Source organism: Natronoarchaeum mannanilyticum (assembly GCF_039522665.1).
Classification (GTDB): Archaea; Halobacteriota; Halobacteria; order Halobacteriales; family Natronoarchaeaceae; genus Natronoarchaeum; species Natronoarchaeum mannanilyticum.
The window spans coordinates 1,011,226-1,037,969 of the sequence record NZ_BAAADV010000001.1; the positions used below are offsets into that span (position 1 = coordinate 1,011,226).

The window sequence follows — 26,744 nt, forward strand, 5'->3', positions numbered from 1 at the left end:
CTCGAGGACAAGATGGGCGCGTTCCTCGACCGCGGCGTCGACGCGCCGGGGATCGACCTGGACAAGACCTGGGAGTTCACCCCCGAGGTCGAGGAAGGCGACGAGGTCGGCCCGACGGACGTCGTCGGGACCGTCCCCGAGACCGAGAGCATCGAGCACAAAGTGATGGTCCCGCCGGACTACGAGGGCGGCGAGGTCGCCGCCGTCGAGTCGGGCACCTTCGACGTCGAGGAGACGGTCGTCGAACTCGCCAACGGCGAGGAGGTCCAGATGCGCCAGGAGTGGCCGGTCCGCGAGCAGCGCCCGGCCGAGGAGAAGCGCACGCCGCGCACGCCCCTCGTTTCGGGGCAGCGCATCCTCGACGGCCTGTTCCCGATCGCGAAGGGCGGGACGGCCGCGATTCCCGGTCCGTTCGGATCGGGCAAGACCGTCACCCAGCACCAGCTCGCCAAGTGGGCCGACGCCGACATCGTCGTCTACGTCGGCTGCGGCGAGCGCGGCAACGAGATGACGGAAGTGATCGAGGACTTCCCCGAACTGGAAGACCCCAAGACGGGCAAGCCGCTGATGAGCCGCACGTGCCTCATCGCGAACACCTCGAACATGCCCGTCGCCGCCCGGGAGTCCTGCATCTACACCGGGATCACCATCGCGGAGTTCTACCGCGACATGGGGTACGACGTCGCGCTGATGGCCGACTCCACTTCGCGGTGGGCCGAGGCCATGCGCGAGATCTCCTCGCGACTCGAGGAGATGCCCGGCGAGGAGGGGTACCCCGCGTACCTCGCCGCTCGCCTGGCGGAGTTCTACGAGCGCGCCGGCAAGTTCGAGAACCTCAACGGCCGCGAGGGGTCGGTGTCGGCGATCGGCGCCGTCTCCCCGCCCGGCGGTGACTTCTCCGAGCCGGTCACCCAGAACACGCTGCGGATCGTCAAGACGTTCTGGGCGCTCGACGCCGACCTCGCCGAGCGTCGGCACTTCCCCTCGATCAACTGGAACGAGTCGTACTCGCTGTACCGGGACCAGCTGGACCCGTGGTACCGCGACAACGTCGCTCAGGACTACCCCGAGCTGCGCCAGTGGGCGATCGACGTGCTCGACGAGGAGGGCGAACTGCAGGAGATCGTCCAGCTCGTCGGCAAGGACGCCCTGCCGGAGGACCAGCAGCTGACCCTCGAGGTCGCCCGGTACCTCCGCGAGGCGTGGCTCCAGCAGAACGCGTTCCACGACGTGGACACGTACTGCGAGCCGACCAAGACCTACCGGATGCTCCAGGCGATCGAGACGTTCAACGACGAGGCGTTCGACGCGCTCGACGCCGGCGTCCCGGTCGAGGAGATCCAGGACATCGACGCCGCCCCGCAGCTCAACCGCATGGGCGTCGCCGAAGACTACGAGGAGTTCATCAGCGACCTCGAAGACGACATCGCGACCCAGCTCCGGGAGCTGTACTAACAATGAAAGAGTATCAGACAATCACCGAGATCAGCGGTCCGCTGGTGTTCGCCGAGGTCGACGAGCCCGTCGGCTACGACGAGGTCGTCGAGATCGAGACCCCGAACGGCGACACCCGGCGCGGCCAGGTACTGGAATCGAGCGAAGGCGTCGTCGCGATCCAGGTGTTCGAGGGGACCGGCGGCATCGACCGCAACTCCTCGGTCCGCTTCCTGGGCGAGACGATGAAGATGCCGGTCACCGAGGACCTGCTCGGGCGCGTGCTCGACGGGTCGGGCAATCCGATCGACGGCGGGCCCGAGATCGTCCCCGACGACCGGATCGACATCGTCGGCAAGGCGATCAACCCCTACGCCCGCGAGTACCCCGAGGAGTTCATCCAGACCGGCGTGTCCGCCATCGACGGCATGAACACGCTGGTGCGGGGCCAGAAGCTGCCGATCTTCTCCGGATCGGGGCTGCCCCACAACGAGCTCGCGCTGCAGATCGCCCGCCAGTCGACCGTCCCGGAGGAAGAGGAGTCCGGCGACGACGACGAGGGCTCGGAGTTCGCGGTGATCTTCGGCGCGATGGGGATCACCCAGGAGGAGGCCAACGAGTTCATGCAGGACTTCGAGCGCACCGGCGCGCTCGAGCGTTCGGTCGTGTTCATGAACCTCGCGGACGATCCCGCAGTCGAGCGGACGGTCACGCCGCGGATGGCGCTCACTACTGCGGAGTACCTCGCCTTCGAGAAGGACTACCACGTGCTGGTCATCCTGACGGACATGACCAACTACTGCGAGGCGCTGCGCGAGATCGGCGCCGCGCGCGAAGAGGTCCCGGGCCGCCGTGGCTACCCCGGGTACATGTACACGGACCTGGCCCAGCTCTACGAGCGGGCCGGCCGCATCGAGGGCCGCGAGGGCTCTGTCACCCAGATCCCGATCCTCACGATGCCCGGCGACGACGACACCCACCCGATCCCGGACCTGACGGGATACATCACCGAGGGCCAGATCTACATCGATCGGGACCTCAACAGCCAGGGCGTCGAGCCGCCGGTCAACGTGCTGCCGAGCCTGTCGCGCCTGATGGACGACGGCATCGGCGAGGGCCTCACCCGCGAGGACCACGCCGACGTCTCCGACCAGATGTACGCCGCGTACGCGGAAGGTGAGGACCTTCGGGACCTCGTGAACATCGTCGGTCGCGAAGCGCTGTCCGAGCGCGACAACAAGTTCCTCGACTTCGCGGACCGCTTCGAGGAGGAGTTCGTCCAGCAGGGCTACGACACCGACCGCTCGATCGACGAGACGATCGAGCTCGGCTGGGACCTGCTCTCGATGCTCCCCAAGGAGGCGCTCAACCGCATCGACGAGGACCTCATCGCGGAGCACTACCGCGAGGAGGAAGGCGAGACGGTCGAAGCGACCGCCGACTGATCGGCGACTGCGGGCATTTCTTTCTCGGCGTACTCGTCCCGTCAGTCGCGGCTCCGGCCTGCGCGTGCGATCGTCGACCGATACCGTCGGAGCGATCAGGCGCTCGCACGAACCGTCGCGACGTCCTACGAATTCTCGCGCTCGTCCGTCTCCGGCGTCTCGTCGTCCCTCCGATCGCGCCCTTCGCCGGCTCGGTCCCCCATTTTCCTGTCGAGTCCGCCCGGCGACCGTACTCCGGTCTTGACCTGCAGGTACAGTACGAGCGGTGCGACGATTCCGAGCGCGAGAAGTGCGGCGACGCCGACACCGATTCCCGGCATTGTTGCTACTCGGGTACTGTGCGCCGAGTTACAAGTACGTTGCCGCTCGCGCGTGCGACGCGCTCAGTCCGCCTTCGCGGGCTGCCCGGCGCCGACGGACTCCCGGAGGTCGCGGGGCAGCCGGATCGCGACGACGGTGCCGCGGGGCTCGTTGTCGCGGATGTCGATCTCGCCGCCCGACTGGGTGACGATCCAGTTGAGCAGCCACAGTCCCAGCCCGCTGGCGTGCTGGAGCTGAGTGATCTCGTTGGTGCCGTCGAACAGCCGGCGCTCGGAGTCGGGGATGCCGGGCCCGTCGTCCGCGATGCGGATCTCCGCGTAGTTCTCGTCGACCGGCCCGACCGACACGCGGACGGACTGCTCGGCGCCGTCGTTGTGCTCGAAGGCGTTCTCGACGGCGTTCTCGATCGCGGTGTCGATCAGGTCGTTCGCGATCACGTGGACGCCGTCGGCCAGCTCGCGTTCGACGCCGACGCCGGGGTGGCGCTCGGCGACCTGATCGAGCACGTCGGCGACGACCGCGCCGGCGTCGATCGTGCGCCGGGAGTAGTCGCCGGCGTCGAGCGAGCGCTCGATCTCGCGGGTCTGGCTGGAGAGGTCGATCAGCTCGTCGGCCGACGCGGTCAGCGACTCGGCCCACTCCCGTAGTTCGGGATCCGAGAGCCGCTCGAGGATGATCTCGGCGTTGCCCTTGACGACGTTCATCCGGTTGCGCAGGTCGTGGCGCAGCACCCGATACAGCACCTGGAGGCGCTGGCGCTGCTCGCGCTCGTCGGTGATATCGGAGTAGATGGCGTACGCGTCGACGTCGTGGGCGTCGGCCTCGACGGGGATCCCCTTGAACGCGAACGTCCGGAAGCTGCCGGCGGTGCGGCGCTGGACCTCGCGCTCGACGACCTCGCCCGTCCGGACGCGATCGACGATGTCGGCCGACTCCTCGCGGCGCTCGGGCGGGACGATGAACTCCGCGAGCGACCGGCCCTCGATCGCGTCGGCGTCGTAGCCGAACACCGCCTCGAACGCCTCGTTGACGTGCCGGACGACCGGCTTCGACTCCTCGAAGGTGACGCCGACGGCGGGCGAGGGAACGTGGTCGAAGAAGGCGACGAACTGGTTGCGCTCGCCGCGGAGGTGGCGCTCCTTCGTCGAGCGCCGGTCGTCGTAGTAGCCGACGACGGCGCCGAGCAGCGCCGCGAGGATCAGGAAGTAGCCGAGCGGGTACAACAGTCCCTCGCCCCGGGCGCCGAGCAGCGAGCCGTGGAACGCGGAGGACCACAGCAACAGCGCGAGCGCCGCCGCCCCGGCCGCGAGGCACCACCGCGCGACGGCCACCGCCCGGCCCGCGGGCACGTCGGCCACGAACAGCCACCCGCCGAAGGCGACGAGCGCCCCGCACAGCAACGCGGGCAGCGAGTTCTCCAGCGCGGCGATCGCGAACGGCTCGTCGCGAGCGACGTGGACGTACAGATCGAGGAGCGGAACGGCGAGCAGGGCGCTACCGATACCCACGACACAGCCGGCGGCGAGGCGACGCTTCGTTGTGGGATCCATGAAGACCGCGTTCGTCACACCTGCGAACGACTACCGGTACTGAGCGGAATCATATAAGCGCTGTGGCAGTATAAGCGATCGTACAGAAGAGCGACGGTACGGAACTTCCACCGCGATACCTCGGTTCCTGTCCGGACGACGGGGAGATGGTATCGGCGAGTCCGTGGTCGACCGCAGGAAACATTACCAGAGTTACACTAGTGGCCGTGGCGACCGTCACTCGCCGTCCGGTTCCGGCAGCACCAGCACCGGACGATCAGTTTCGTTCACGATCGACGACGCGGTGTCGCCGGTCAACAGGCGGACGAGCAGCCCGGCCTCACGGGGAGTGAACGCGACGACCGACGCGTCGATCGCCGCGGCGTGGTCGAGGATCGTCTCGGCGACGTCGGTGCCGTAGAGGATTTCCGTCGCGACGTCGCGATTCGGGAAGCGATCGGCGACGACTGCGAAGATCTCCTCGGCGACTTCTTCGCGCTGCTCGACGGAGGCCTTGTCCGGCGCACCGCCGGCTTTCTCGATCACGTGGACGGCAACGAGTTCGCAGTCGTCGGGGAGGTGGGGCTCGATCGCCCGGCACGTCGCGCGGGCGTCGTCTTCGCTGGCGAGCGGAACTAACGCGCGCTCGAACAGTTGCGTCGTCATACGAGGAATACGCCGGTGCAGCGGGAAAACTGTACCGTCGCGGAGGCGACAGATCCGGAGCTATCGGCCGAACAGTCGCTCTCGGAGCGACCGGTCGGAAGCCGTCTCGGTCAACAGCACCGAGCACTCGACGTCGTCTAACACGTCGAGCACGAGCGCCTGATTCACCAGCCGCGAGAGCAGCCCGCGCTCGGTCGCGCCCATCACGACCATCGTCGCGTCGTCGGCCGCGCGGTCGATCGCCGTCTCGACGTCGCGGTCGTCGACGACGAGTTCGGCGTCGGACAGGCCGCGCTCGGCCGCCCAGTCCGCGAGGAACTGCTCGGCCTCCTCGTAGCTCTCGTCCTCGCCGACGGCGTGGAGCAGCGTGATCTCGGAGCCGTACTCCTCGCGAAGGAGCTTGACGACCTCGGCGCTGAGGTCGGTGCTCGGGCCGCCGGCGGTCGGCAGCAGGATCCGCTCGGGGTCGAACCCGCGATCCTTCAATACGAGGAAGTCGCAGGGTAGATCCTCGGTCAGCTCGTCGACGCGAGACTCGGCCCGGCCGTGGGAGTGGGGACCCCAGCCCATCACGACCTGGTCGGCGTCGAGCCGCCGCGCCGAGTCGAAGATTTCGTCGAACGAGCGGTGGGAGACGACGGTGTGCGTTTCGACGGGGACGCCGAACGTCTCGGCGTCCTCTCGCGCACGCGCGAGCAGATCCTGCGACTCGGCGTCGATCCGATCGACCGCGTCGGCACCCCGGTCGAGCGGCGTCTGGTCGGGGACCTGGACGATGTGGACCGCGTGGACGGTGCCGCCCTTCTGCTTGGCGACGGCACCGGCGAGCGTGATCAGGTCGGTCTCGGTGCGCGGGTTCGCCAGGGGCACCATCACGCGGAAATCACCGCCGTCCGTCACGGCCGATCCTCCGGCGATCGGCGCCACGGAGTCCGCGGCGTCCGGCCGAACCGCGTCGGCCGCCGACACCGCCGCGTCGGGCAGCCGATCGGCCCGCTGCAGCACGTGCTCGGTGAGGACGCCGGCCCGCTCGGTGCGAGTCCGGGCGTACAGCAGGTACCACGCCACGGCGACGGCGACGAACACCATGCTCAGCAGAATTTCGCGCGTGTCCATGAACGCGACCAGCCCGAACGAAAGCGCGGCGCCGACGATCGGCGTCACCGGGTACAGCGGCACCTCGAAGTCCGGGTCGTACTCGGGAGTGTCGGCCTCGCGGAACGCGATCAGCGCGAGGTTCATCAGCCCGTAGACGATCAGGTGGAGGACGCTCGCGGCCTTGGCGAGCACCTCGATGTCCCCGCCGAGCGCGATGATGAAGAACACGATCATCCCGCCGGTCAGCAGGATCGAGCGGTACGGCGTCGCGAACGAGGGGTGGATCTCGTTGAGCCAGTCGGTGACGATCTTGTCCCGGCCCATCGCGAAGTTGATGCGGGCCGAGGAAAGGATCGACGCGTTCGCGCTGGAGGCGGTCGCCAGCATCGCCGCCACCGAGATCATCGTCACGCCGACCGCGTCGAGGAGCGGGACGCCGGCGAACGTGATCTCTGCGACCTGCGAGACGGGCACGTTGTCGTCGAGCGTGTCCCACGGAACGATGCCGAGCATCGTCGTGACGAGGATGGCGTAGATCACCGTCACGATGCCGACGCTCCCGATCACCGCGATCGGGAGATTTCGGCCGGGATTCTTGAGCTCCTCGGCGACGGTCGCGATCTTGGCGTACCCGAGGAAGGAGACGAACACCAGCGCGGTCCCGGGGAGAATGGCGCCGTAGCCCATGTCGGTCGGCGCCAGCCCGTCGGTGGTCACGGTCGACCACTCGAAGTGGAGGAAGCCCGTCGCGGCGAACACGGTGAGGATACCCAGCAGCGTCAGCACGATCACCGTTTGGACGCCGCCGGTCTCCTTCGCGCCGAAGTAGTTGACGCCGACGAACAGCGCGCCGGCGATCGCGGCGCCGAGCTGGACGTCGGTCAGCGTGAACACCAGCAGGTCGATCGTCGGGAGGGCCAGCGCGGTGCCCGCGAGCAGGTCGGTGAGGTAGCCCCCGAAACCGATGCAGTAGAACGCCGAAGCGAAGGCCAGCCCCATCCAGTCGCCCATCCCCGAGATCGAGCCAAAGAGGGGGCCGAGCCCGCGGTTGATGTAGTAGTACCCCCCGCCGGCTTTCGGCATCGCCGTGCCGAGCTCCGAGACCGCCAGCGCGTTGATCATCGCGATGACGCCGCCGACGACGAAGGAGACGACGACGACCGGGCCCGCCTCCTGAGCCGCGACGCCGGGCAGCACGAAGATGCCCGCGCCGATCATCGTCCCCATCCCGATCATCAGCGCCGAGAGAAGCCCGAGGTCCTTGGCGAGCTCCTCGTCCTCAGCCATCCGTATCACCTCCCGGTTCGTCGGCCGGCGCGGGCAGCACGAGCACCGCCCGGTCGGTCTTTCGGACCAGCGCGCCGCTCACGTCGCCGGAGACGAGCTTGAGCCACCGGCTCGCCCCGCGGGGGGTGAACGCGATGGCCGACGCGTCGATCTCGGCGGCGGCGGCCAGCACGGTATCGGCGACGTCGGTGCCGTAGAGAACCTCCGACGTGACGTCGACGCCGGAGTCGGCGAAGCGCCGCTCGACGACGCCGAAGATGCGCTCGGCGCGCTGCTCGCGCTGTTCGACGGAGGCCTTGTCCGGCGCGCCGCCGGCCTTTTCGATCACGTGGACGACGCGTACTTCGGGGTCGGCGTCCAGGTACGGCCGGAGCGCCTCGGCGGTCGCCGCGGCGTCGTCCTCGCTGGCGATCGGGACGAGCACCGTTTCGAGCAGGTCCTCAGACATCGTGCCGCCCTCCGTCGGGAAGCTCCGTTTCGAAGTCGGACCGGAACGTCACCGTCGGCCGACCGGGCGGTCGGGGAGCGCGTATCGGATGACTCATTGGAACGACCGTTGACAGCGGTGGAGCATAAAGCGCCCGGTTTTGTTAGCGTATCCTGAAAATAGAGTCATCGAATTCAGTATCCGCTAAAATAGACACTTTTCGTATGTTTTCGGGATCAGAACGACGTATGGTTCTGGGCGCCTCATGACGCGTCATGGAGCATCGGCTGGACGAGATCGACCGCCGGATCATCCACGCGCTGATGGACGACGCCCGCAACGTCTCCGCACCGACCATCGCGGAGGACGTGAGCGTCTCCCCGGGGACGATCAGAAACCGGATCGCGCAGTTGGAGGATCGGGGCATCATCACGGGATACCACGCGAGCATCGACTTCGAGCGAGCGGGCGATCGGCTCACGAACCTGTTCATGTGCAACGCGCCGGTCTCGGAGCGCGAGACGGTCGCGCGCCGGGCGCAGGTGATCCCGGGCGTGACCAACGTCCGCGAGCTGATGACCGGTCGCCGGAACCTCCACGTCCTCGCGGTCGGGGAGGACACCGACGACCTGCGGCGGATCGCCCGGTCGCTGTCGGACCTGGGTATCGAGATCGAGGACGAGGTGCTCGTCCAGAACGAGACGACCCACTCCTACGCGCCGTTCGGCCCGAACGACGGCGAGCGCGCCGAGACGGTGACGGACTTCATCAGCCTCTCGGGCGACGCCGAAGTCGCCGAGGTGACCGTCGAGCGCGGGGCGCCGATCGCCGGCATCTCGCTCGAACGGGCCGTCCGCGAGGGCGTACTGGACGACGACTCGCTCGTGATCGCGATCGAGCGGGACGACAGCGTGCTGACGCCCCACGGCAGCACGGAGATCCAGCCGGACGACATCGTCACCGTGTTCTCGCGGGGCGGCGTCGACGAAGAGACGATCGAGACGTTCCGCGGCGAGTAGGTCAGTCGTCGGACCGGCCGCCCAGGAGCCGCTCTTTGATCGAACGGCTGTGAGCTTTCTCGGTCAACAGGACGGAACACTCGACGTCGTCTAACACGTCGAGCACGAGCGACTGGTCGACCAGCCGCGAGAGCAGCCCGCGCTCGGTCGCGCCCATCACGACCATCGTCGCGTCGCGGGACGCCCGCTCGATCGCCGCCTCGACGTCGCCGTCCTCCACGACGACCGACGCGTCGTCGAGGCCGCGCTCGGCCGCCCAGTCCTCGATGAACGACTCGGCTTCCTCGCGAGGTTCGTCGTCGGCGACGTGCAGTAGCGTGATCTCGGAACCGTACTCCTGGCGGAGCAGTTTGGCGACCTCGGCGCTGAGATCCGTGCTCGGGCCGCCGGCGGTCGGCAGCAGGATCCGCTCGGGGTCGAACCCGCGGTCCTTGAGTACCAGGAAGTCACACGGCAGGTCCTCGGTGAGTTCGTCCATTCGGGATTCGGCCCGGCCGTGGGAGTGGGGACCCCAGCCCATCACGACCTGGTCTGCCTCGAGGCGCCGCGCCGAGTCGAAGATCTCGTCGAACGAACGGTGAGATAGCACGGTGTGGGTCTCGACGGCGGCGCCGAACGTCTCGGCGTCCTCGCGGGCGCGGGCGAGCAGATCGGCCGATTCGGCGTCGATCCGATCGACCGCCTCGCCGCCGCGGTCGAGCGGCGTCTGGTCGGGGACCTGGACGATGTGGACCGCGTGGACGGTGCCGCCCTTCTGCTTGGCGACGGCGCTGGCGAGCGTGATCAGGTCGGTCTCGGTACGGGGGTTCGCCAGCGGCACCATCACGCGGAAGTCCCCGCCGTTTGGCACCGCGGCCCCCGCGGCGTCCGGTCGGACCGTGTCGGCCGCCGAGACGGCGGCGTCGGGCATCTCGTCGGCCCGGTCGAGGATCCAGCCGGCGAGCACGCCCTCGCTCTCGACGCGCGAGCGCGCGTAGAACAGGTACCAGAGGGCGGCGAAGCCGACGAGCCCGGCCGAGAGCCCGATCACGAGCGGCTCGATGTACGCGATCAGCGCGAACGACGTGACGGCGCCGATGATCGGCACGGCGGGGTACAGCGGCACCTCGAAGTCCGGATCGTACTCCGGCGGGTCGGCCTCGCGCATGACGATCAGCGCGACGTTCAACAGCCCGTAGACGATCAGGTGAAGCACCGAGCCGGCCGTCGACAGCAGTTCGATATCGCCGACCAGCAGGAAGAACACGATGAGCCCGCCGGTGATCAGGATCGACTTCGAGGGCGTCCCGAACCGCGGGTGGATCTCGTTGAGTTTCGGGGTGATGATCTTCTCGCGACCCATCGCGAAGTTGATCCGGGACGAGGAGAGGATCGACGCGTTCGCGCTGGAGGCGGTCGCAAGCAGGCCGCCGATCAGCAACAGCGCCGACCCGACGACGCCGAGGTCGAACCCGAGAATGCTGTACTTGCCGAACAGCAACTCGGCCGCGTCGACGACGGCCGTGCTGTTGTTGGCGACGAGCTCGTTGGGCACCGCCGCCAGCAACACGACTAGGAACAGCGCGTACACGACGGTGACGATCAGCACCGACCCGATCACCGCGAGCGGGAGATTGCGGCCGGGATCTTTGATCTCCTCGGCGACCGACGTGATCTGGACGAAGCCGAGATACGAGACGAACACGATCGCCGTGACCGGGAGCACCTCGCCGGTCGTCCCCTCGGGCGCCAGCGGCGTCAGCGAGTTCATATCACCGTTGAGCAGTCCGACGACGGTGAACAGACCGAGAATCCCCATCAGCGTGAGGACGATCACGATCTGGAGGCCGCCGGTCTCCTTGGCGCCGACGTAGTTGATGCCGATGAAAAGCAGGGCGCCGAGCAAGCCGATCGACTGGGCGGCCGAGATCGTCACCGGACCGAGCGCGAGCGCGGGAGCGCCGACGAGCGTGTTGACGTACTCGCCAAAGCCGTACATGTAGAACGACGAGGCGAACGCCAGCCCGAGCCAGTTGGCCCAGCCGCTGATCGATCCAAAGAGGGGACCGAGCGCGCGGTTGACGTAGAAGTACGCCCCGCCGGATTTCGGCATCGCCGTGCCGAGTTCCGACGCCGACAGCGCGGTAAAGAGCGCGATGACGCCGCCGATGACGAACGTCGCCGCGGCGAGCGGGCCGGCCCGCGCGACGGCGGTGCCCGGCAGCACGAAGATGCCGGCGCCGATCATCGTCCCGATGCCGATCGTCAGCGCGGACAGGAGCCCGAGGTCCTTGGCGAGTTCCTCGTCACTCATCGAGCGACCTCCGCTCGTTCGCGCGATCGTTCGTCTCCGGCGGGCGGACGGTACTTGCGGGATCGTCCGCTGGAGAGTGCGGTGACTGGCGAGTCGTGTTCATGTGCGTGCACTGGTTACCGAGTCGTTAAGGGTGCTACGATACGCGCGGACGCGAGCGACCGAGAAAGCCTTTAACGACTGGCAGTCCTACCTCTCGGCAAATGGTACTCGACGATCTGGGGACCTCCCTCCGCGACACGCTCGACACGCTGAGCGGGAAGTCCCGAATCACCGAGGAGGACGTCGACAAGGTCGTCAAGGAGATCCAGCGCTCCCTGATCCAGGCCGACGTCGACATCGCGCTCGTCCAGGAGCTGTCGGACAGCATCAAAGAGCGCGCGCTGGAGGAAGAACCGCCCGGCGGCACGTCAGCCCGCGATCACGTGCTCAAGATCGTCTACGAGGAGATGGTCGCCCTCGTCGGCGAGAGCACCGAGCTACCGCTCGAAGAGCAGACGATCATGCTCGCCGGCCTGCAGGGGTCGGGGAAGACCACCTCCGCCGCGAAGATGGCGTGGTGGTTCTCGAAGAAGGGGCTCCGGCCCGCCGTCATCCAGACCGACACGTTCCGCCCGGGCGCGTACGACCAGGCCAAGCAGATGGCCGACCGCGCCGAGGTGGAGTTCTACGGCGACCCCGACGCCGACGATCCGGTCCAGATCGCCCGCGAGGGACTGGAAGCCACCGAGGACGCCGACGTCCACATCGTCGACACGGCCGGTCGCCACGCCCTGGAGGACGACCTGATCGACGAGATCGAGGACATCGAGGAGGTCGTCGACCCCGACCGCAACCTGCTGGTGCTCGACGCCGCGATCGGGCAGGGCGCCAAGGATCAGGCCCAGCAGTTCGACGAGTCGATCGGCATCGACGGCGTCGTGATCACGAAACTCGACGGTACCGCGAAGGGTGGCGGCGCGCTGACGGCCGTCGACCAGACCGACTCCTCGATCGCGTTCCTGGGGACCGGCGAGGAGGTCGCCGACGTCGAGCGCTTCGAGCCCGACGGGTTCATCTCCCGGCTGCTGGGCATGGGCGACCTGCGCCAGCTCGCCGAGCGCGTCGAGCGAGCGATGGAAGAGACCGGGCAGGAGGAAGACGACTGGGACCCCGAGGACATGATGTCCGGGTCGTTCACCCTCAAGGACATGCAAAAGCAGATGGAGGCGATGAACAACATGGGCCCGCTCGACCAGGTGATGGACATGATCCCCGGCATGGGCGGCGGGCTGATGGACCAGCTGCCCGACGACGCGATGGACGTCACCGAAGAGCGGATGCGGGACTTCGAGGTCGTCATGGACTCGATGACCGACGAGGAGATGGAGTACCCGCGCGCCATCGGCGCCAGCCAGATCGAGCGCATCTCCCGCGGCTCGGGCAAGCCCGAAGAGCGCGTCCGCGAACTGCTCCAGCAGCACAAGATGATGGAACAGACGATCAAGCAGTTCCAGGGGATGGGCGACGGCGACATGCAGCGCATGATGAAGAAGATGCAGCAGGGCGGCGGCGGCGGTGGCGGCGGCATGGGCGGCCTCGGCGGCGGCGGGCAGGGGCCGTTCTGAACCGGCTATCGTGCCACGATACCCCGATCGGTGCGGTGCCGAGAGCGCTCGACGTTGCGAGCCGCTGCCGAACGGTCGAGCGGTCTACCGAACGGTCGCGAGGTCGACGAACGCGTCGTGATCCGCGGTCAGCCAGGTCGACATCCGCGCCACGCCGGTCGCGTCGGGCGGAAAGATCGTACACCGATCCGGGGCGTCGGGATAGCTGACGACCTCGTGGCGAAGGTCGCGGATCCGGCGTCGAGCACCGTTCGATTCGGCCGGCACCCTTCCCGCCCCGGATTCATTTTTGTGGTCGCCGCCGGTCCCGTCGAGCGGAGAGTCGGTCGCCATCTCGTCCGGAAGAGCGGAGAGAGGACGGAAATACGTTGCTAGTAGTTGACTAGAGTTTCCGGTACGGCTTCGTATCGGTACCGACCGGTACGCGGTCGGCGATCGGCCGGCGTACGCCAGTAGGATTCACTTACCGGCTGGGCGACAACCGTTAAGGGGATCCGACGGCACCGTACGGACATGGATCGACGACGCTTCATCTCGACGCTCGCGGCGACCGGCGCGACCGCGTCGCTCGCCGGCTGTTCGAACCCGCTCTCGGGTGACGGGTCACCGCCCGAGCGGGACCCTGAGAACGCGGTCATGGACAAACTGTACACCGCCGTCGGGGAGCTCAACACCGCGGCGCTGGCGCTGGGAACCGTCAGCTCCGACATCCAGAACCCCGCGGACGTGGAGTTCGACGCGTCCGAACCGCGCGGGCGGATCGAAACCGCGCGAGCGGCGCTCGATGCCGCCGAGGAGGCCGATTCGGGCTCGTTCGAGACGGAGATCGAACAGGCTCGGACGTACGCCGACGCGATCGAGGCGATCGTCGACGCGTTCGTCGAGCTGCTCGACGGCGCCGCCGCTCTGTCGACCCTCGAGGGCGAGTTCGACCCCGACGCGCTCGGCGCCGTCGAGGACGCGCTCGAGGAAAGCCGCGATCCGCTGGAGACGGCGGTCTCGGAGAGCGAGGCCGCCTCGACGGCCGTCGAGAACGCTGACGCGGATGTCCTCTCGGAGCTGGACGCCGAAATCGAGCGCGTCGCCGACGCCGTCTCCGAGCTCGTCGGGTTCTCCCAGGGACTCGACGGCCTCTCGCGTGGCTACCGGCAGCTCGTCGACGGCGTCGACGACATCACGACGGCCCAGCAGGGGTTCGACGACGAGAACTACGACGAGTCCGGTACCGCCTTCGAGAACGCCCGGAGCCACTTCGGCGACGCGCGGAGCACGTTCGAGAGCGGCTCGGAGGCGGCGCCCGACCAGCTCGACGACCGGTTCGGGCGGGCGCTCGAACGGAGCGACTCGCTGGTCGCGCTCTCGGGCGGCTACGCGACGCTACTCGACGGGATGGACGATCTGGAGACCGGACGACAGCAGTCCGAGAACGAGGAGTACGCCGCCGCCGAAGAGTCGTTCGCGGCAGCGGGGACGGCGTTCGCGGACGCCGACGAGACGTTCGACATGAAGCCGTCACCGGAGGGAGAGTTCGACGCCCGATTCGATACCGCGGGCTGTCGTAGCGGCCACTTCGTCGACGCGGCGAGCTCGCTGGAAGAAGCGGCCGCCGCCGCCGCCGACGGTGACTTTCTGACGGCCCGGAACAAGCGCGAGGAGGGGCGACAGCAGGTCCAAGAGGCGCGGAACTGCTAAGCGATCGGTTGGTGCTTTCCGTCTCCGTCAGAGATCGCGCCAGACGTCGTCGTCCCAGTCGCCGGGACCGTGACTCGATTTTTCGTCCGACTCGCCGTCGTCCGTCGCGTCGTCGGGGACGTCGGCCGAACTGCTGTCGGCGTCGTCCCCTGCCAGCTCGTCGCGGCCGGGCAGGTCGCCGAGGCCTTTCGACAGTTCCCCGCCGACGTCGACCGTGTCGTCTTCGCTTCGGCCCGACAGCTCCATACGGGGCCAGGAGGACTGGTCCCAGTCGCCGCTCTTCGAGTAGTAGTAGACGACGTCCTCGCTGATCACCGCGAACAGGTCCCGGCGCGTGTCGTGGACGACCCGCTCCTGGGTGTCGATCGCGACGTCGACGACGCCCTCGAGGCTGTCGAGCTCGACGTAGTTCTGGCCGACCCACATCGGGATCGAGCCCTTCGAGATCCAGTCGGCGTACTTGCGGCGGTGTCGTTCCTGCTTGATCGCGTCGACGTCGAGTTCCTCCGGGCGGGTCGCGAACACCGTCCAGGCGCCGGTCAGCGACAGCGCCGCCAGCAGCGTCGCGAGCAGCACCGCGAACCAGTTCGGCGAGTGGCTCACCTGCCGGGTGGTCGTCGCGTAGTGAGGCTGGGAGTCCGAGAGCTCGCCGCCGAGCCAGTACGCCCGGTCGGTCACCTCAAGGGGCGCCGAAGCGTCGAGCGTGCCCGCGTACCGGCCGGTGTCGTACTCGACGGTCAGCAGCAGCTCGGTCTGTACGGAGCCGACGCCGGCGAGGCGCTCCCGGAGGGTCGCGAGCCGCGCCTCGAGGTCGCGGACGTCGATTTCCGTGCGGGCGGTCGCGGTGCCGTCCTCGGCAGTCCGAGTCTCGTTGACCAGCGTCTCGGTCGACGTCCAGAACACCTCGTCGTCGCGGGTCGCGGTGATCCGGAGCCGGACCGTCTGGGTGACTGACGAGCCCTCGGGGACCGTAGTTTGGGGTTCGACGGCCAGCGCGGGCGACGCGTTCGTCAGGTAGACCGGGTTGTTGCGCAGCTCCGTTCCCCGCTCCCAGAGGTCGCTGTCCCCGGTGACGGTCGCAACGGTGTCGGCGCCCGTCGAGGCCGTCGCCGCGGTCCGCTGCTCGGTCGCCGTCGTGGTCGGCGGCGTGAGCGCGACCCAGCCGCCCACGAGGAGCAACAGCGCGCCGACGACGACGAGCGCGATCGCTAGATTTCTGCCGTATCGGGCGATCAGCAGCTGAAACCGCGGGTCGTCCATCATGGGCTGGCCCACCCCGTCGCGTCGGCGTCGTGGTGGCCGCGGAAGGATGGCACAGCAGAAGCGGCGTCGAGACGGCGGGCCGCTGCGGCCGAAGCGGCGTCGGGACGCCCGGATGCCGCCATCGAAGCGGCGTCACGGCGCCGCGGCTGCGAACGCCGGCGTCCGGGCGCTCGACGGCCGCGCAGCGACGGGGGCGACGCAGGAGGCCGGATTCGCGGTTGCATGCGTAGAACTATCGGTGTAACTACACCCGATCACAATAATAATACCGAACGACTGCGCGAAATTCGCCGTTCTACAGCCACTTGCGGAGCTTGCGCCGGAGCCGCACCGAGAGCGACACGTGGTCGGCACCCGACCGCAGCCGGAGATCGCCCGTGCCGAACAGCGCGACGGCGATCGACAGCCCGACGCCGACGACGACGGCGTCGACCGCGAGCAGCGCGAGCGTCGGGTGGATCGCGTGCAGCGCTGCGATGAGCCCCGGCGGGAGCAACAGCAGGTAGCGCCGCTGGGTGACGTAGCGATCGTACTGGCCTTCGCTCTCCGGCGCGTTCAGGGTGACGCTGCTCGCGGCTTCGCCGCCCGCACCGACGCGGAGCCTGTCGGGCTCGGCGACGGCGCCGTCGCCGGTTTCGAGAAAGACGACGACCGGTACGACCCCGCCGTTGGTGACGGGGTACTCGACGGTCGATGAGCCGCCGGCCTCGATCACCAGCGGATCGTCTGCCGGCTGTTCGGCGCTGACGATGCCGTACTCCGTCGTGCCGGAGGGAACGACCATCGCCGCGGTCGCGAACAGGACGATCAGGATCGCGACAGTGCCCGCCACGGACCACACGGCCACGACCCCCGGGCGGTCGGCCGATCGCGCGAAGTCCCGAACCGCGCCGCCGCGAGCGCCCGACAGCGCCGCGACGCCGAGGAGGACGAGGCCGAGCGCTACCAGCAGGCCGCCGACCTGCGAGCTGTCGAGCCCGCCGCCGACGCCGACCGCGCTCGCGGCCGTCGACTGGGCGCTCGAAACGCCCGATTGGATGCCCATCACCGCGGTCCCCAGATGCGGGATGACGACGACCTCGCCGTTGATCTGGAGCGCCTCGGCGACGATCTGCTGATCGCTTACGGGCGGCTCCCCGCCGTCCTGATCGGTGAAGGGGTTCGCGTCGCCCTTGGTCACGTAGCCGCGATCGGTCTCGCCGACGACGCGGTGGGTCGTCAGCCCGCCGCCGTGGAGCTGCTCGGCCTCGAAGACGACCACGTCGCCCTCCGAGACGTCGCCGGCCAGCGGCGAGGGGATTGCGATGAATCCGTCGCCGGCGTCCATCGTCGGCTCCATGCTGTCGGTCGCGACGTAGCCCAGCAGGATCGGCTGGCCCAGCAGCTGGCCGACGACCAGCGCCGCGACGACGACCAGCAGCGCCGTCGCGGCCGCGCCCTTGGCGTAGCTCCCGAGTCTCATGGCTGTGCCGAGAACCGGGGCAACTGTGGCAGCGGTGCGATACTCACGTCACCGTCCTCTGGGCGGCCGATTCGGAAATATCTACCTCCCGATCGGTCCGACGCCGCGGTCGGTTCGGCCGACCCGGTGACGGACTCGCTCGGATCATCGGAGCAAAGCGAGCAACTCCCGCGGGTTGCGCCGGCTGACCAGCAGCGCGCCCGCGACGAAGGACAGCCCGACCACGCCGGTCGCCGGCGACCGGAGCTGCTGTTCGACCGCCTCGACGCCGGAGCCGCCCGGCGAGGACACGTCGAGTTCGCCCGCCGTCGCGCCGCTGACCGCAATCTCGTACGTCCCGGGCTGCTCGAACGTTCGCGTGAACGTGACCGTCGTCGTCTCGCCTGGGCCGAGGCGAACGGGTCGGGTTTCGAGAACGGTGCCGCCGACGGCCAACTCGGCGGTGAACTCGCCGGTCGACCCGCCGGCGTTTTCGATCGTCGCGGTCACGTCGACGTTCTCGCCGGGCGCGATCGACGCCGATGAGAGTGCGGCGTCTCGCACCGCGTACGACGCGGCGTCCGGCGCGGGCGGTTCCCTGACGGTGACCGTTCCGCCGGGGGTGTGGTCGACGGCGACCTCGTACGCGCCCGACCGCTGGAACGTCCGCTCGAACGTCACGGTTCGGCGCTCGCCTGCCGGGACGTACACCGCGCGCTGGGAGACCTCGACGCCGTCGACGAGGAGATCGGCCGAGTGAGTGCCGCCCTCAGTCCCCCGGTTCGCGACCGTCGCGGTGATCCTGGCCGACTCGCCGACCGCGATCGAGCCGTTCGCGTCGAGTCCCTCGATTTCGACGTCTGTGACCGCGAAGTCCGGCCCGCCGTCGCCCTCGGCGCGGATCGTGAGATCGCCCGGCTTGACGTCGGCGTCCCGCGTATCGGTCCGGACGCCGAGCGACGCGGTCTCGCCCGCGTCGAGGTCGAAGGCGGCGCCGCGACTCTCGACGGTGTTGCTCGGATCGCCGCGGTAGATCGTCGTCCCCGCCAGATCGTGCTCGACCCATACGCGCGCGTCCTCGTCGTCGGTGTTCGTGATCGTGAACACGTCGTCGGCGGTCGTCGTAGCCCGGTCGTTGAGTCGGTCCATCTCGACGGCGAGCTGTCCGTCGGCGTCGATATCGGCGTATCCGCCGTTCGAGTCGCCAGGGGAAAGCGAGAGGTCGCCCGCGCGGTCCTCGTCGACGGTGGCCGCCATGGTGGGGACTGCCAGCAAAAGGGAAACTGCTACGAGGAGTAGTGCGACCTTGGTTCTCATTCCGTTTGTCACCGTGCTGCACTAGCGAGTCTCCTTGCTAGAGCATCCCAATGATGAGTTCACCGTCTCGATCACGCGGTGGCGACATTATAGGTATCTTCAGGCACCGGAGTGGCTACTGGTATCTGCGACGAATGTAATCGAGCCAGGGATGTCGTCAGCGATGTTATCGCCGGTCAGGTCAAACACCAGATCGAGGTCAGCGCTTCCATTGGAAGCATTGAGGTCTACCGAATTACTGCTACCCACGATCGAAGTACCGTCGACTTGAATATCTATCTCATCAACGCCAGACACCTGACTACTCTCATCGTCTACGTAGAATCCGACAGCGTTATCTCCCGTGTTTGTAACCGTGATTGCGTCTTTTGCAGTTGTGGTCGCATCCTTGTTCAGGTTGCTTGCCGAAATTTTGAGAAGATCACTATCATTACCACCGTCCAGATTGACGAGAGTGCTGCTGCCACTGAACTGTAGCAGGGCCCCACTGTCCCCGGTAGTGCTTATATCAACAGTTCGTTCCGCTTCCACTTGCGAGAACGCCCCCGAGCCGAACACGGCTCCGCCGCCAGCAGTCAGTGCGCCGATCCCAGCCAGTACGTTGCGTCGATTCATTCTCATGGTAATCGTCTCTTACTGTACGCGAGTAGTCCACAGGGTGTGGCTACCGCGCCTTGTACCACCCGTGGAACCCCACCCACTTTGTATTGAGGAGCTTGGAGCCATGAAAGGCGGTCTTGAGCCCTGGAAAGGTGAGCTTGAAGGACGTCTCAGCCAGGCGAAAACCGCGAAGCCCGTGAAAAGAAGCAACATCACCCTCTATTAGCGATGGCCGCCTGCCTATCGGGCCCGGTTTGATACATGACTGAGGGTAGTCGCGTTCGGTCGCGCAAACCCCTGGTGTAGTTATCAGAAAATCCGAAAGTGTTTTGCAGGTGCGACATTAGTAATAGAACAGTTGAAGATGGCAACCAGTAGCGATGAGTCGCCGGGTCGGGGCGAGATCTTCGACCTGTTGAGCAACCATCGTCGTCGGTACGCCATCCACTTTTGCAAGCAACGCGACGAGACCGTGACGCTTTCGGACGTCGCCGAGCAGGTCGCCGCCTGGGAGCAGGACAAGCCCGTCGAGGAGCTGACCTCCGCCGAGCGCAAGCGCGTGTACACGTCGCTCCAGCAGACCCACCTGCCGACACTTTCGGAAAGCGGGATGATCGAGTTCGACGGGTCCGAGGTGATGCTGACCGAGGAAGCCGAGCAGATGGAGGTGTACATGGACGTCGTGCCCGGGGACTCGATCCCGTGGGGCGAGTACTATCTGGGGCTGTCGGCGGTCGGCGCGCTCGTGCTCGCGGGCGTGTGGTTCGATATCCTTCCGACCGATCCCGTGCCGGCGGTAGGCTGGGCTGCGATGGTGGTGGCTACATTTGGTGGATCGGCAGCCTACCACGTCTACCAGAGCCGGCAGAACCGGCTGGGGGAAGTCGAGCGACCGCCATGAGGTCGCGTAGCTTCGCGGCGATCGGTATGCTGTTGCTCCTCTGTGGCGGCGTCGTTATGGCCGGATCTACATTTGGTTTTACTACCGTCGCCGCAGATCGGGTGACAGCAGCGTCCGTCGCAGAGGACCAGAATGCGTATCTCGGCGTCGAAAGCGTTGGATCTGCTGGTCAACTCCGAAGTGACAGCGAACCCGTTCGGGTCGGCACACTCACGAATAACCTTGGTGCGTCGATGACTATTGATGACGTAGTCGTCGATAACATCAATGGAAGCACCAACGCTGACGTCCTCACCGTTTCAGCCCCAAGGCGGGGAACGTCCATTGCCCAGGGAGGTAGTACTGATGTACACGTTGAGTGTGCCCAGAAACAACAACTTGGCCAACGAGAGGTACAGTTCCGTGTAACCGAGGCTAGTAGCCAGACGGTTAGCATCGCCGAGGTTACGTTTACGGCGACAATAGATATCCAGTGTCAAAAGGGCAGAAATAAGCCAGGAAATGGATTCGCCAGTGTATCTGTCGAGGATGTTGATTCCTACACATCACCCGGACAGGAACGACAGACCATACGGTTCACGCCATCTTCGAAGCTCCAACCGAACAGCGAAGTCATAATAGATGTCAGTGAACCTCACCCAAGTGCGGTCGACTATGAAGCACCACCGAGCAACTGGCCGGATGTCTATGTTGAACAAGGCCAAGGCAGCGTCACCTACGACAGCGGTACGGAGTCGTTCATCTATCAAGCTGGGTCCAACGATAGAGGCGGTAACGAGATCATGCTCTCAATCGGCGAATACGGCACTAGCCAAGCCAGTTCTAGCCATCAAGTTTCGATCACACGCCAAGACAGTGGTGAGCAGGCGCTTGCGGTATTCGACGTCGTTGAATCCGGAACCAGACCGATTGAATCGGTGACGGTGAGTGATGTAGGAGCCAACGTCCAACCAGGAGATGAACGTCAGATGATCGGATTCGATCTGGGGACAACTCCGAGCGGGAGCGATCCGATTGAGATCGATCTGAGCGAAGCCCAAGGGAACGGTGTTGATTACATGGCAGGAGACTGGCCGGATACGCGCGTTGAGCAGGGCGGGGGGTCAGTGCACTACGATGAAAACAGTCAGTCGCTCATTTATTGGCCAAACAACGACGGCGCGAGTGACCGAATCGAAATTAGCGTCGGCGACTACGGTACGGAGTCGTCCGGTGGCCCCTACGAGGTCGCCATCTATCGCGCCGACGCCGATTATGAGGCCAGCGATACGTTCAGTATCGAGTGACAGCAGCCGAAGTAGCGTCATCATCTCGGGGAAGGTCCTCAGTTCGTACTGATCGAGTCAGAATTGTTTGTGACCGGCCTGTCCTCCTAGCCGGCATGTGGCGTAGTTGTTGAAGAGCACGACGTCGAATTTTTCAGCGTAAGCGAGACCGCATCCACTCGGAATCGCAACAACCAATCCAGTCGATTACCTGACGACGAGCGTGGAGTCGACGCTGAACCTCCTGCTCGCGGACATCCTCCCCCGGGTCGCCAGCATAGCCCTTTTTATCGCGGTCGGCGTTGCCCTCGCCAATCTTGCCGTCGAGTTCGGTGCCGTCGAGTACATAGCAGTGCTCTCGAAGCCGCTGACCGGCCCGGCGAACCTGCCCGACGAGGTCGGCACCGCGATCCTCGCGACCGCGACGTCGCCGACCGCCGGCTACGGCATGCTCGCGGAGTACCGCGAGTCCGGGTTGATCGACGACCTCGCGACGCTGGTCGCGATCACCGTCAACACGTTCTTCGGGTTCGTCCAGCACATCTTCACGTTCTACGCGCCGGTGTTGATCCCGATTCTGGGCCTGGAAGTCGGCGTCATGTACGTCGGCGCGCGAGCGGGCATCTCGCTGGCGATCACCGTCGTCGGGATCCTCGCGGGAGCGGCACTGCTCTCCGAAGAGAACGTCGACCCGACGGCCCGACCGGCGGCCGACAGCGGTGAAGAAGAAGCCGAACGGAGCCGCCGAGAGCGGGTCGTCAGCGCCGCGGAGAGCACCTGGTCGAAGCTGCGGACGATCGTCCCGCGGCTGGCGATCGTCTACGCGCTCGTCGCCGTGCTGACGGCGCGGGACGCCTTCGACGCGCTGTTCGCGGGCGTCGAGCCGCTGACCGCGCTGGTGGGGCTACCACCCGAGAGCGCCGGCGTCGTCGGCGTCTTCGCGATCGACACGACCAGCGGCGCGGCCGCGATCGCGCCCCAGCTCGGCGCGCCGTTCACGCCCCAGGAAGCCGTCACGACGATGCTGATCGGCGGCGTCGTCTCCTTCGCCTTTTCGACGTTCAAGCGTTCGATCCCCTTCCAGTACGGCATCTGGGGGCCGGCGTTCGGGACGAAGGTGATCCTGGTCAACACGGCGCTGAAGGTCGGCTTCATCGCGCTGACTGTCGTGCTGCTGCTGATCTAAGAGAAAAGCGGTCGACTTACGCGTCGTCGGCGACCGGCTTGCCCTCCTCGGTCGGCGGCGCGACGTGGTCGACGAAGGACTCGGCGTCGGGCTCGTCGACGCGCACGCGCACCTGGATGTCGCCGAGCTCGTCGGGGTTGCCGACGGCGAAGTTGACGACGCCCTCGAAGGCGGGCTGTTTCTTCAGGGCGAACGAGAACGTATCGTCGCGCAGGTCGCCGAAGAACTCGCCGCGGGCGGTGTCGAGGATCTCCTGGCGGTGGAGCTGCTCGGAGAAGTGGTCCATCGAGTGGGCCTCGGCGAGCAACTCGCCGTGCTGGAACTCGACGTCGGCGTCGGGGAACAGATTCGTGATGGCGTCTCGGACGCGGTCGGTGACCTCGGTGTCGTTGACCGGCGCCGTGATCTGGATGTCGACGCTGTAGATCATCGCGTGATCGCCTCCGGACCGCTCTCGAGTACCGTGCGAACCGTGCGGCGGAACGACTCCAGCGAGCCGGTGTTGTCGATGCGCACGTCGGCCCGCTCCATCGCCTCGCCCATGCCGAAGCCGAGCTCGCGCTCGTCGCGCTCTTCGAGGCTCTCGCCGCCCTCGTCTTCGCTCTTGTCGCGCCCGCGCTCGGCGAGCCGCTCCTCGCGCACCTCGAACGGCGCCTCGACGCTGACCAGCGAGAACCGCTCGCCGAAGGCGTCCTCGAAGGCGTCGACCTCGACGTCGCTGCGGATGCCGTCGACCAGCACCGCGTCGGCGTCGTCGAGTTCCTCGCGGATCAGCGGCAGCGATCGCTCGGCGACGGCGGCCGGCCCCTTTTCCTCGCGCAGCGCCTGCGCGACCTCGCCGTGGTGGGTCGCGGGGTCGAGCCCGCGGTCCCGGCACTCCCGGCGGATCACGTCGCCCATCGTCACGACGGGCACGCCCAGCTCGCGGGCGACTTCGGCCGCCTCGCCCTTGCCGCTGCCCGGCAGGCCGATGGTCCCGATAACTCTCATCGACTCGGTGTAGCGCTGACGGGCGCTTAAGCGCTGTGTTCCGGGCGTCGGACGAGAACGAAGCGACGACCCGAAACGCGGCGTCAGAACTGCCGGAGCGGCCGGCCGAGCCGCGCGAGGGCCTTGTTCACGAGGCCGCCCCAGTCACGGTCGGGATCGCTGGGTTCGTAGACGCCGCGAGTCTCGGCGACGCGACCCTGGCGCTCCAGCTCCGCGAGCGCCCGATCGACCCGCTCGGCCGGCAGGTCGACGGCGTCCCGGAGCGCCTCCGCGGATCGCGGTTCCCGGTCGAGCGCTCGCCAGACCGTCCCGGCGTCCTGCACGGTGACGTAGGGGTCGCCGGTGCGTCGCGGCGAGGCGCCGACCCGCAGGTCGCAGACGCCGTCGAGCGCGAGCCACGCGCCGGCGCCGAGCATCCCGAGCTTGATCCACAGGATTCCGTCGGGGCGCAGCAGCGCCGCGGCGCCGAGGCCCGCGAGCGCGACGCCGAGGATCGCCTTCGCCCAGCCGGGGTTGAACTCGTAGCGATCCCGCGCCAGCCTGTAGACCCTCACGGCCGCGAACGCAAACACGATGGGGAGCAGGCGCTCGACCGGCCAGTCGAGGACGAACACCAGCAGCGCGAGCCCCGAAACGGTCCCGGCGACCTCGATCAGCGAGCCGGTGATGCGACGCGCGTCCATCGTGCGACGGTTCGTCCGACCGACCCATTAGCGTTGCGGGAGTGACACGACGGAGAGCGCGAGCGCTCGCCGACCGGGACGAGTATACGTATCTGGCACCTACTCGGCAGCATGACAGAACGGTCCCTGCCGGTCCGTGCGCTCTGGTTCGTCCTCGTGGGCTGGTGGCTCACGCCGATCGTGGTCAACCTCGCGTGGGCGCTGAACGTCACGATTCTCCTGCTCCCCTTCGGCATCAAGCTGATCAACCTCGTCCCGACGGTGCTGACGCTGAAAGAGCCCCGATCGCTGTCGGACCCGGACAGCGCACGCGGGCAGAATTCGCTTCTCGTGCGGGGCGTGTACTTCGTGCTCGTGGGGTGGTGGGCCAGCCTGCTGTGGGCGAACGCCGCCGCCCTGCTCGCGGTGACGGTGATCGGCTTGCCCGTCGCGTACTGGATGTTCAACCGCCTGCCGTACGTGACGTCGCTGTACCGCTTCCACGGCTGAAGCCCCTTCCCAAGCATTATAGCCGGCGATATATTTTCACAAGTATGGACCCGAATGCAAAAGGAGACAAAGTGGAGGCGATGGTTCTGTCTGACTTGGTGAACAGAGAGTTTGATGTACTAATACCATTCAGCGAGAGTAATCGGTACGACTTGGTCATTCAGGGAGAGGCCGGATTCCATAAGCTCCAATGTAAGTCTGGACGTTATAAGCAGGATAGGATAATATTCAGTACTAAGAGTTCTAGACCTAATACAACAGGGAGTACTAGAGAAGACTACAGAGGAGACATCGATTATTTTGCCGTTTACTCGTTCGGTACAGAAGAAACATATCTGGTCCCAATCTCCAAAGCGGCTAATGGGGAGATGACGTTGCGAACTCAACCGCCGGACAATGGGCAGTCAAAGGGTATAAATTGGGCCGAAGACTATCTGATAGATGCACAGTTAAGAGACTTGTAGGGCACGTAGCTCAGTCCGGATAGAGCGTCGGACTTCTATCTCTAATACGGCAGTATTAGAGGAAGACATCCGACGGTCGTGGGTTCAAATCCCATCGTGCCCGTTCTGAGATCTCCGGTTCCTCATTTTCACCAATTATCCATTAAGATCCATTAATTCCACCAACTAGAGTATAGAAATCTATTTTTCTATGTTACCACATATAAGATAGGTGGTGATATATCTGCTTCACAGTTGTCGAACTCGGCGTAGATCTCTGTACCCGAAAGCGAATTGACGAGGACGGATTGGCGATAGGGTTATTGTTCATCAGCAGATAACCGAAGTTATGGCATTTAGACAATTCGAGTATCTTGATGATTTAGCTGTTCGCAGCCTATTAGCATCAGAGAATATTGCGATCCCGGAGGCAATAACAGAGGTTTCTGAGTCTACTACAGAAGGAGAAGGTGGTGCAGAGTTATCTGCGGGATTTGAGATACCCTATGTAGGAAAAGCAGAAGGGGGAGCTAACCTTGCAGGGTCAAAAATGGGAAGGCAGATGTTTGAAACATCTAAACGCATTAATGACCAGTATATTTTTAATGTTCTTCATGAAGAGGTAGAGGATGAGATTGTTGATATCACTGAGGGAGATACCGTTAGTTGCTCAGAAGGAGATCTAGTGAAAATCAGTGGGGCCATAAATACAGATGCTATTTATAGAATTTTGACGATATTTAATGCCTACTCAGAAGTCATGGATATAGAAAACCAAGATCAGATACAGGAAGCTCACAAAATATTATATTCGGATGCGATCGGATTATCATTAGAAGTAGAAGATTCACGATTTGCCTACGGAATGAGAATAGACCCGGACAATCTCTGGACAGAAAGGAGACAAGCATTTCTAGAAGCTAAAGAATATGTTGTTTTCGGTCGAGTATCAAAACAAATTGGAGGAGAAGATAGATGGGACTATCTCAATGTTGCAGAGCTAATTGATTCAATATTAGTGGATGAAACAATGGATTCCTTGAGGAATTGGGCTTCAGGAATGATTAATGCGATAGATTCTGCGGAAGGAGATATGGAAGTTCCTGATGTGTCTTCTGCTGATATCGAAGCTTTCGCTGATTTAGGTGATATCGGTGAGGTAACTACTGATGCTCGTTTCAGTTTGGATGTTGAGGATAGAGAGATAGCTCTAGAAGGACCAGGATTCGTCATCCATCCAATTGCAATATATTGGTGAAATCACTGATCGCGACCAGTCCGTATTGTTCCGCAATAATGGGCTATATACCAGAGAAAACACCTACTTTACTATATCATAGATAGAATT

At 65.5% G+C, this 26,744-nt stretch carries 25 protein-coding genes and 1 tRNA gene; 12 read left to right on the top strand and 14 right to left on the bottom strand.

Features of this window, described 5'->3' with window-relative positions:
- Both ABDZ81_RS05315 and ABDZ81_RS05320 read left to right on the top strand, forming a co-directional pair.
- The coding region (locus ABDZ81_RS05315) for a V-type ATP synthase subunit A (RefSeq protein WP_343772846.1) at window positions 1-1,455 on the top strand (1,455 nt) is incomplete at its 5' end.
- A 2-nt stretch (window positions 1,456-1,457) separates the two neighbouring features.
- Window positions 1,458-2,879: an ATP synthase subunit B gene (locus tag ABDZ81_RS05320; RefSeq protein ID WP_343772847.1), complete on the top strand. Its 1,422-nt coding sequence runs from the start codon at window positions 1,458-1,460 to the stop codon at window positions 2,877-2,879.
- A 125-nt stretch (window positions 2,880-3,004) separates the two neighbouring features.
- Here ABDZ81_RS05320 and ABDZ81_RS05325 read toward each other — a convergent pair whose 3' ends face one another.
- The 5 genes from ABDZ81_RS05325 to ABDZ81_RS05345 all read right to left on the bottom strand — a co-directional run bounded on the left by ABDZ81_RS05325 (window position 3,005) and on the right by ABDZ81_RS05345 (window position 8,228).
- The gene (locus tag ABDZ81_RS05325; protein ID WP_343772848.1) at window positions 3,005-3,199 is read right to left on the bottom strand and encodes a hypothetical protein; all 195 of its coding nucleotides are present in this window, start codon (window positions 3,197-3,199) and stop codon (window positions 3,005-3,007) included.
- Window positions 3,200-3,262: 63 nt separating this feature from the next.
- Entirely contained in the window at window positions 3,263-4,750 is a 1,488-nt protein-coding gene (locus tag ABDZ81_RS05330; RefSeq protein WP_343772849.1) for an ATP-binding protein, read from the bottom strand.
- A 216-nt stretch (window positions 4,751-4,966) separates the two neighbouring features.
- Entirely contained in the window at window positions 4,967-5,395 is a 429-nt protein-coding gene (locus ABDZ81_RS05335; protein WP_343772850.1) for a universal stress protein, read from the bottom strand.
- 60 nt (window positions 5,396-5,455) lie between these two features.
- Window positions 5,456-7,780 carry an amino acid permease gene (locus ABDZ81_RS05340; RefSeq protein WP_343772852.1) on the bottom strand — a complete coding sequence of 775 codons (2,325 nt, stop codon included), beginning with the start codon at window positions 7,778-7,780 and terminating at the stop codon, window positions 5,456-5,458.
- Window positions 7,773-8,228, bottom strand: coding sequence for a universal stress protein (locus tag ABDZ81_RS05345; protein ID WP_343772854.1), 456 nt, complete (start codon window positions 8,226-8,228; stop codon window positions 7,773-7,775). The genes ABDZ81_RS05340 and ABDZ81_RS05345 overlap by 8 nt, the downstream gene beginning before the upstream one ends.
- Before the next feature lie 254 nt (window positions 8,229-8,482).
- Here ABDZ81_RS05345 and ABDZ81_RS05350 point away from each other — a divergent pair, with 254 nt between their 5' ends.
- Window positions 8,483-9,226 carry an Lrp/AsnC family transcriptional regulator gene (locus ABDZ81_RS05350; protein ID WP_343772855.1) on the top strand — a complete coding sequence of 248 codons (744 nt, stop codon included), beginning with the start codon at window positions 8,483-8,485 and terminating at the stop codon, window positions 9,224-9,226.
- A gap of 1 nt (window position 9,227) precedes the next feature.
- On the opposite strand, the gene ABDZ81_RS05355 is transcribed toward ABDZ81_RS05350, so the two are convergent.
- Window positions 9,228-11,519, bottom strand: coding sequence for an amino acid permease (locus ABDZ81_RS05355; protein WP_343772856.1), 2,292 nt, complete (start codon window positions 11,517-11,519; stop codon window positions 9,228-9,230).
- Between the two features lie 203 nt (window positions 11,520-11,722).
- Here ABDZ81_RS05355 and ABDZ81_RS05360 point away from each other — a divergent pair, with 203 nt between their 5' ends.
- Entirely contained in the window at window positions 11,723-13,126 is a 1,404-nt protein-coding gene (locus ABDZ81_RS05360; protein WP_343772858.1) for a signal recognition particle protein Srp54, read from the top strand.
- An 84-nt stretch (window positions 13,127-13,210) separates the two neighbouring features.
- Here the strand turns inward: ABDZ81_RS05360 and ABDZ81_RS05365 are convergent, their stop codons facing one another.
- Window positions 13,211-13,459 (bottom strand): DUF7511 domain-containing protein, encoded by a 249-nt coding sequence (locus ABDZ81_RS05365; RefSeq protein WP_343772859.1) that lies wholly within the window; start codon window positions 13,457-13,459, stop codon window positions 13,211-13,213.
- A 180-nt stretch (window positions 13,460-13,639) separates the two neighbouring features.
- On the opposite strand from ABDZ81_RS05365, the gene ABDZ81_RS05370 reads away from it, so the two are divergent.
- A complete protein-coding gene (locus ABDZ81_RS05370) occupies window positions 13,640-14,818 on the top strand; it encodes a hypothetical protein (protein WP_343772860.1) in 1,179 nt (392 codons plus the stop codon).
- 27 nt (window positions 14,819-14,845) lie between these two features.
- On the opposite strand, the gene ABDZ81_RS05375 is transcribed toward ABDZ81_RS05370, so the two are convergent.
- From ABDZ81_RS05375 to tafE, 4 genes are all read right to left on the bottom strand, one after another.
- On the bottom strand, window positions 14,846-16,081 hold the full coding sequence (locus tag ABDZ81_RS05375) for a DUF5305 domain-containing protein (RefSeq protein WP_343772861.1): 1,236 nt from the start codon (window positions 16,079-16,081) through the stop codon (window positions 14,846-14,848).
- Window positions 16,082-16,376: 295 nt separating this feature from the next.
- Window positions 16,377-17,543 carry a signal peptidase I gene (locus ABDZ81_RS05380; protein ID WP_343772862.1) on the bottom strand — a complete coding sequence of 389 codons (1,167 nt, stop codon included), beginning with the start codon at window positions 17,541-17,543 and terminating at the stop codon, window positions 16,377-16,379.
- A 144-nt stretch (window positions 17,544-17,687) separates the two neighbouring features.
- Window positions 17,688-18,779, bottom strand: a complete 1,092-nt coding sequence (locus ABDZ81_RS05385; RefSeq protein WP_343772863.1) for a CARDB domain-containing protein — start codon at window positions 18,777-18,779, stop codon at window positions 17,688-17,690.
- Between the two features lie 159 nt (window positions 18,780-18,938).
- Window positions 18,939-19,454 carry a TafE family fimbrial adapter protein gene (gene tafE, locus ABDZ81_RS05390; protein WP_343772864.1) on the bottom strand — a complete coding sequence of 172 codons (516 nt, stop codon included), beginning with the start codon at window positions 19,452-19,454 and terminating at the stop codon, window positions 18,939-18,941.
- Window positions 19,455-19,803: 349 nt separating this feature from the next.
- On the opposite strand from tafE, the gene ABDZ81_RS05395 reads away from it, so the two are divergent.
- From ABDZ81_RS05395 to ABDZ81_RS05405, 3 genes are all read left to right on the top strand, one after another.
- The gene (locus ABDZ81_RS05395; RefSeq protein WP_343772865.1) at window positions 19,804-20,340 is read left to right on the top strand and encodes a DUF7344 domain-containing protein; all 537 of its coding nucleotides are present in this window, start codon (window positions 19,804-19,806) and stop codon (window positions 20,338-20,340) included.
- A 26-nt stretch (window positions 20,341-20,366) separates the two neighbouring features.
- Window positions 20,367-21,626, top strand: coding sequence for a hypothetical protein (locus ABDZ81_RS05400; RefSeq protein WP_343772866.1), 1,260 nt, complete (start codon window positions 20,367-20,369; stop codon window positions 21,624-21,626).
- A gap of 202 nt (window positions 21,627-21,828) precedes the next feature.
- A complete protein-coding gene (locus tag ABDZ81_RS05405; protein WP_343772867.1) occupies window positions 21,829-22,791 on the top strand; it encodes a nucleoside recognition protein in 963 nt (320 codons plus the stop codon).
- Window positions 22,792-22,807: 16 nt separating this feature from the next.
- Here ABDZ81_RS05405 and ABDZ81_RS05410 read toward each other — a convergent pair whose 3' ends face one another.
- The 3 genes from ABDZ81_RS05410 to ABDZ81_RS05420 all read right to left on the bottom strand — a co-directional run bounded on the left by ABDZ81_RS05410 (window position 22,808) and on the right by ABDZ81_RS05420 (window position 24,464).
- On the bottom strand, window positions 22,808-23,221 hold the full coding sequence (locus tag ABDZ81_RS05410) for an RNA-binding domain-containing protein (protein ID WP_343772868.1): 414 nt from the start codon (window positions 23,219-23,221) through the stop codon (window positions 22,808-22,810).
- A complete protein-coding gene (locus ABDZ81_RS05415) occupies window positions 23,218-23,781 on the bottom strand; it encodes an AAA family ATPase (protein ID WP_343772869.1) in 564 nt (187 codons plus the stop codon). The genes ABDZ81_RS05410 and ABDZ81_RS05415 overlap by 4 nt, the downstream gene beginning before the upstream one ends.
- 83 nt (window positions 23,782-23,864) lie before the next feature.
- A complete protein-coding gene (locus tag ABDZ81_RS05420; RefSeq protein WP_343772870.1) occupies window positions 23,865-24,464 on the bottom strand; it encodes a DprA-like winged helix domain-containing protein in 600 nt (199 codons plus the stop codon).
- Window positions 24,465-24,575: 111 nt separating this feature from the next.
- Between ABDZ81_RS05420 and ABDZ81_RS05425 the strand changes: the two genes are divergently transcribed.
- From ABDZ81_RS05425 to ABDZ81_RS05440, 4 genes are all read left to right on the top strand, one after another.
- Window positions 24,576-24,953: a YccF domain-containing protein gene (locus ABDZ81_RS05425; RefSeq protein WP_343772871.1), complete on the top strand. Its 378-nt coding sequence runs from the start codon at window positions 24,576-24,578 to the stop codon at window positions 24,951-24,953.
- A 44-nt stretch (window positions 24,954-24,997) separates the two neighbouring features.
- Window positions 24,998-25,417 (top strand): group I intron-associated PD-(D/E)XK endonuclease, encoded by a 420-nt coding sequence (locus ABDZ81_RS05430; RefSeq protein ID WP_343772872.1) that lies wholly within the window; start codon window positions 24,998-25,000, stop codon window positions 25,415-25,417.
- Window positions 25,417-25,520: transfer RNA gene (locus tag ABDZ81_RS05435), tRNA-Arg, on the top strand. Before ABDZ81_RS05430 ends, ABDZ81_RS05435 begins: the two co-directional genes overlap by 1 nt.
- A gap of 225 nt (window positions 25,521-25,745) precedes the next feature.
- On the top strand, window positions 25,746-26,654 hold the full coding sequence (locus ABDZ81_RS05440; RefSeq protein ID WP_343772873.1) for a DUF6414 family protein: 909 nt from the start codon (window positions 25,746-25,748) through the stop codon (window positions 26,652-26,654).
- Window positions 26,655-26,744 lie beyond the last annotated feature (90 nt).

Excerpts from the sequence above, each read along its gene's own strand:
- ABDZ81_RS05320 (WP_343772847.1), top strand. The coding sequence starts at position 1,458 with ATGAAAGAGTATCAGACAATCACCGAGATCAGCGGTCCGCTGGTGTTC.
- ABDZ81_RS05325 (WP_343772848.1), bottom strand. The coding sequence starts at position 3,199 with ATGCCGGGAATCGGTGTCGGCGTCGCCGCACTTCTCGCGCTCGGAATC.
- ABDZ81_RS05330 (WP_343772849.1), bottom strand. The coding sequence starts at position 4,750 with ATGGATCCCACAACGAAGCGTCGCCTCGCCGCCGGCTGTGTCGTGGGT.
- ABDZ81_RS05335 (WP_343772850.1), bottom strand. The coding sequence starts at position 5,395 with ATGACGACGCAACTGTTCGAGCGCGCGTTAGTTCCGCTCGCCAGCGAA.
- ABDZ81_RS05340 (WP_343772852.1), bottom strand. The coding sequence starts at position 7,780 with ATGGCTGAGGACGAGGAGCTCGCCAAGGACCTCGGGCTTCTCTCGGCG.
- ABDZ81_RS05345 (WP_343772854.1), bottom strand. The coding sequence starts at position 8,228 with ATGTCTGAGGACCTGCTCGAAACGGTGCTCGTCCCGATCGCCAGCGAG.
- ABDZ81_RS05350 (WP_343772855.1), top strand. The coding sequence starts at position 8,483 with ATGGAGCATCGGCTGGACGAGATCGACCGCCGGATCATCCACGCGCTG.
- ABDZ81_RS05355 (WP_343772856.1), bottom strand. The coding sequence starts at position 11,519 with ATGAGTGACGAGGAACTCGCCAAGGACCTCGGGCTCCTGTCCGCGCTG.
- ABDZ81_RS05360 (WP_343772858.1), top strand. The coding sequence starts at position 11,723 with ATGGTACTCGACGATCTGGGGACCTCCCTCCGCGACACGCTCGACACG.
- ABDZ81_RS05365 (WP_343772859.1), bottom strand. The coding sequence starts at position 13,459 with ATGGCGACCGACTCTCCGCTCGACGGGACCGGCGGCGACCACAAAAAT.
- ABDZ81_RS05370 (WP_343772860.1), top strand. The coding sequence starts at position 13,640 with ATGGATCGACGACGCTTCATCTCGACGCTCGCGGCGACCGGCGCGACC.
- ABDZ81_RS05375 (WP_343772861.1), bottom strand. The coding sequence starts at position 16,081 with ATGATGGACGACCCGCGGTTTCAGCTGCTGATCGCCCGATACGGCAGA.
- ABDZ81_RS05380 (WP_343772862.1), bottom strand. The coding sequence starts at position 17,543 with ATGAGACTCGGGAGCTACGCCAAGGGCGCGGCCGCGACGGCGCTGCTG.
- ABDZ81_RS05385 (WP_343772863.1), bottom strand. The coding sequence starts at position 18,779 with ATGGCGGCCACCGTCGACGAGGACCGCGCGGGCGACCTCTCGCTTTCC.
- tafE (WP_343772864.1), bottom strand. The coding sequence starts at position 19,454 with ATGAATCGACGCAACGTACTGGCTGGGATCGGCGCACTGACTGCTGGC.
- ABDZ81_RS05395 (WP_343772865.1), top strand. The coding sequence starts at position 19,804 with ATGGCAACCAGTAGCGATGAGTCGCCGGGTCGGGGCGAGATCTTCGAC.
- ABDZ81_RS05400 (WP_343772866.1), top strand. The coding sequence starts at position 20,367 with ATGCTGTTGCTCCTCTGTGGCGGCGTCGTTATGGCCGGATCTACATTT.
- ABDZ81_RS05410 (WP_343772868.1), bottom strand. The coding sequence starts at position 23,221 with ATGATCTACAGCGTCGACATCCAGATCACGGCGCCGGTCAACGACACC.
- ABDZ81_RS05415 (WP_343772869.1), bottom strand. The coding sequence starts at position 23,781 with ATGAGAGTTATCGGGACCATCGGCCTGCCGGGCAGCGGCAAGGGCGAG.
- ABDZ81_RS05420 (WP_343772870.1), bottom strand. The coding sequence starts at position 24,464 with ATGGACGCGCGTCGCATCACCGGCTCGCTGATCGAGGTCGCCGGGACC.
- ABDZ81_RS05425 (WP_343772871.1), top strand. The coding sequence starts at position 24,576 with ATGACAGAACGGTCCCTGCCGGTCCGTGCGCTCTGGTTCGTCCTCGTG.
- ABDZ81_RS05430 (WP_343772872.1), top strand. The coding sequence starts at position 24,998 with ATGGACCCGAATGCAAAAGGAGACAAAGTGGAGGCGATGGTTCTGTCT.
- ABDZ81_RS05440 (WP_343772873.1), top strand. The coding sequence starts at position 25,746 with ATGGCATTTAGACAATTCGAGTATCTTGATGATTTAGCTGTTCGCAGC.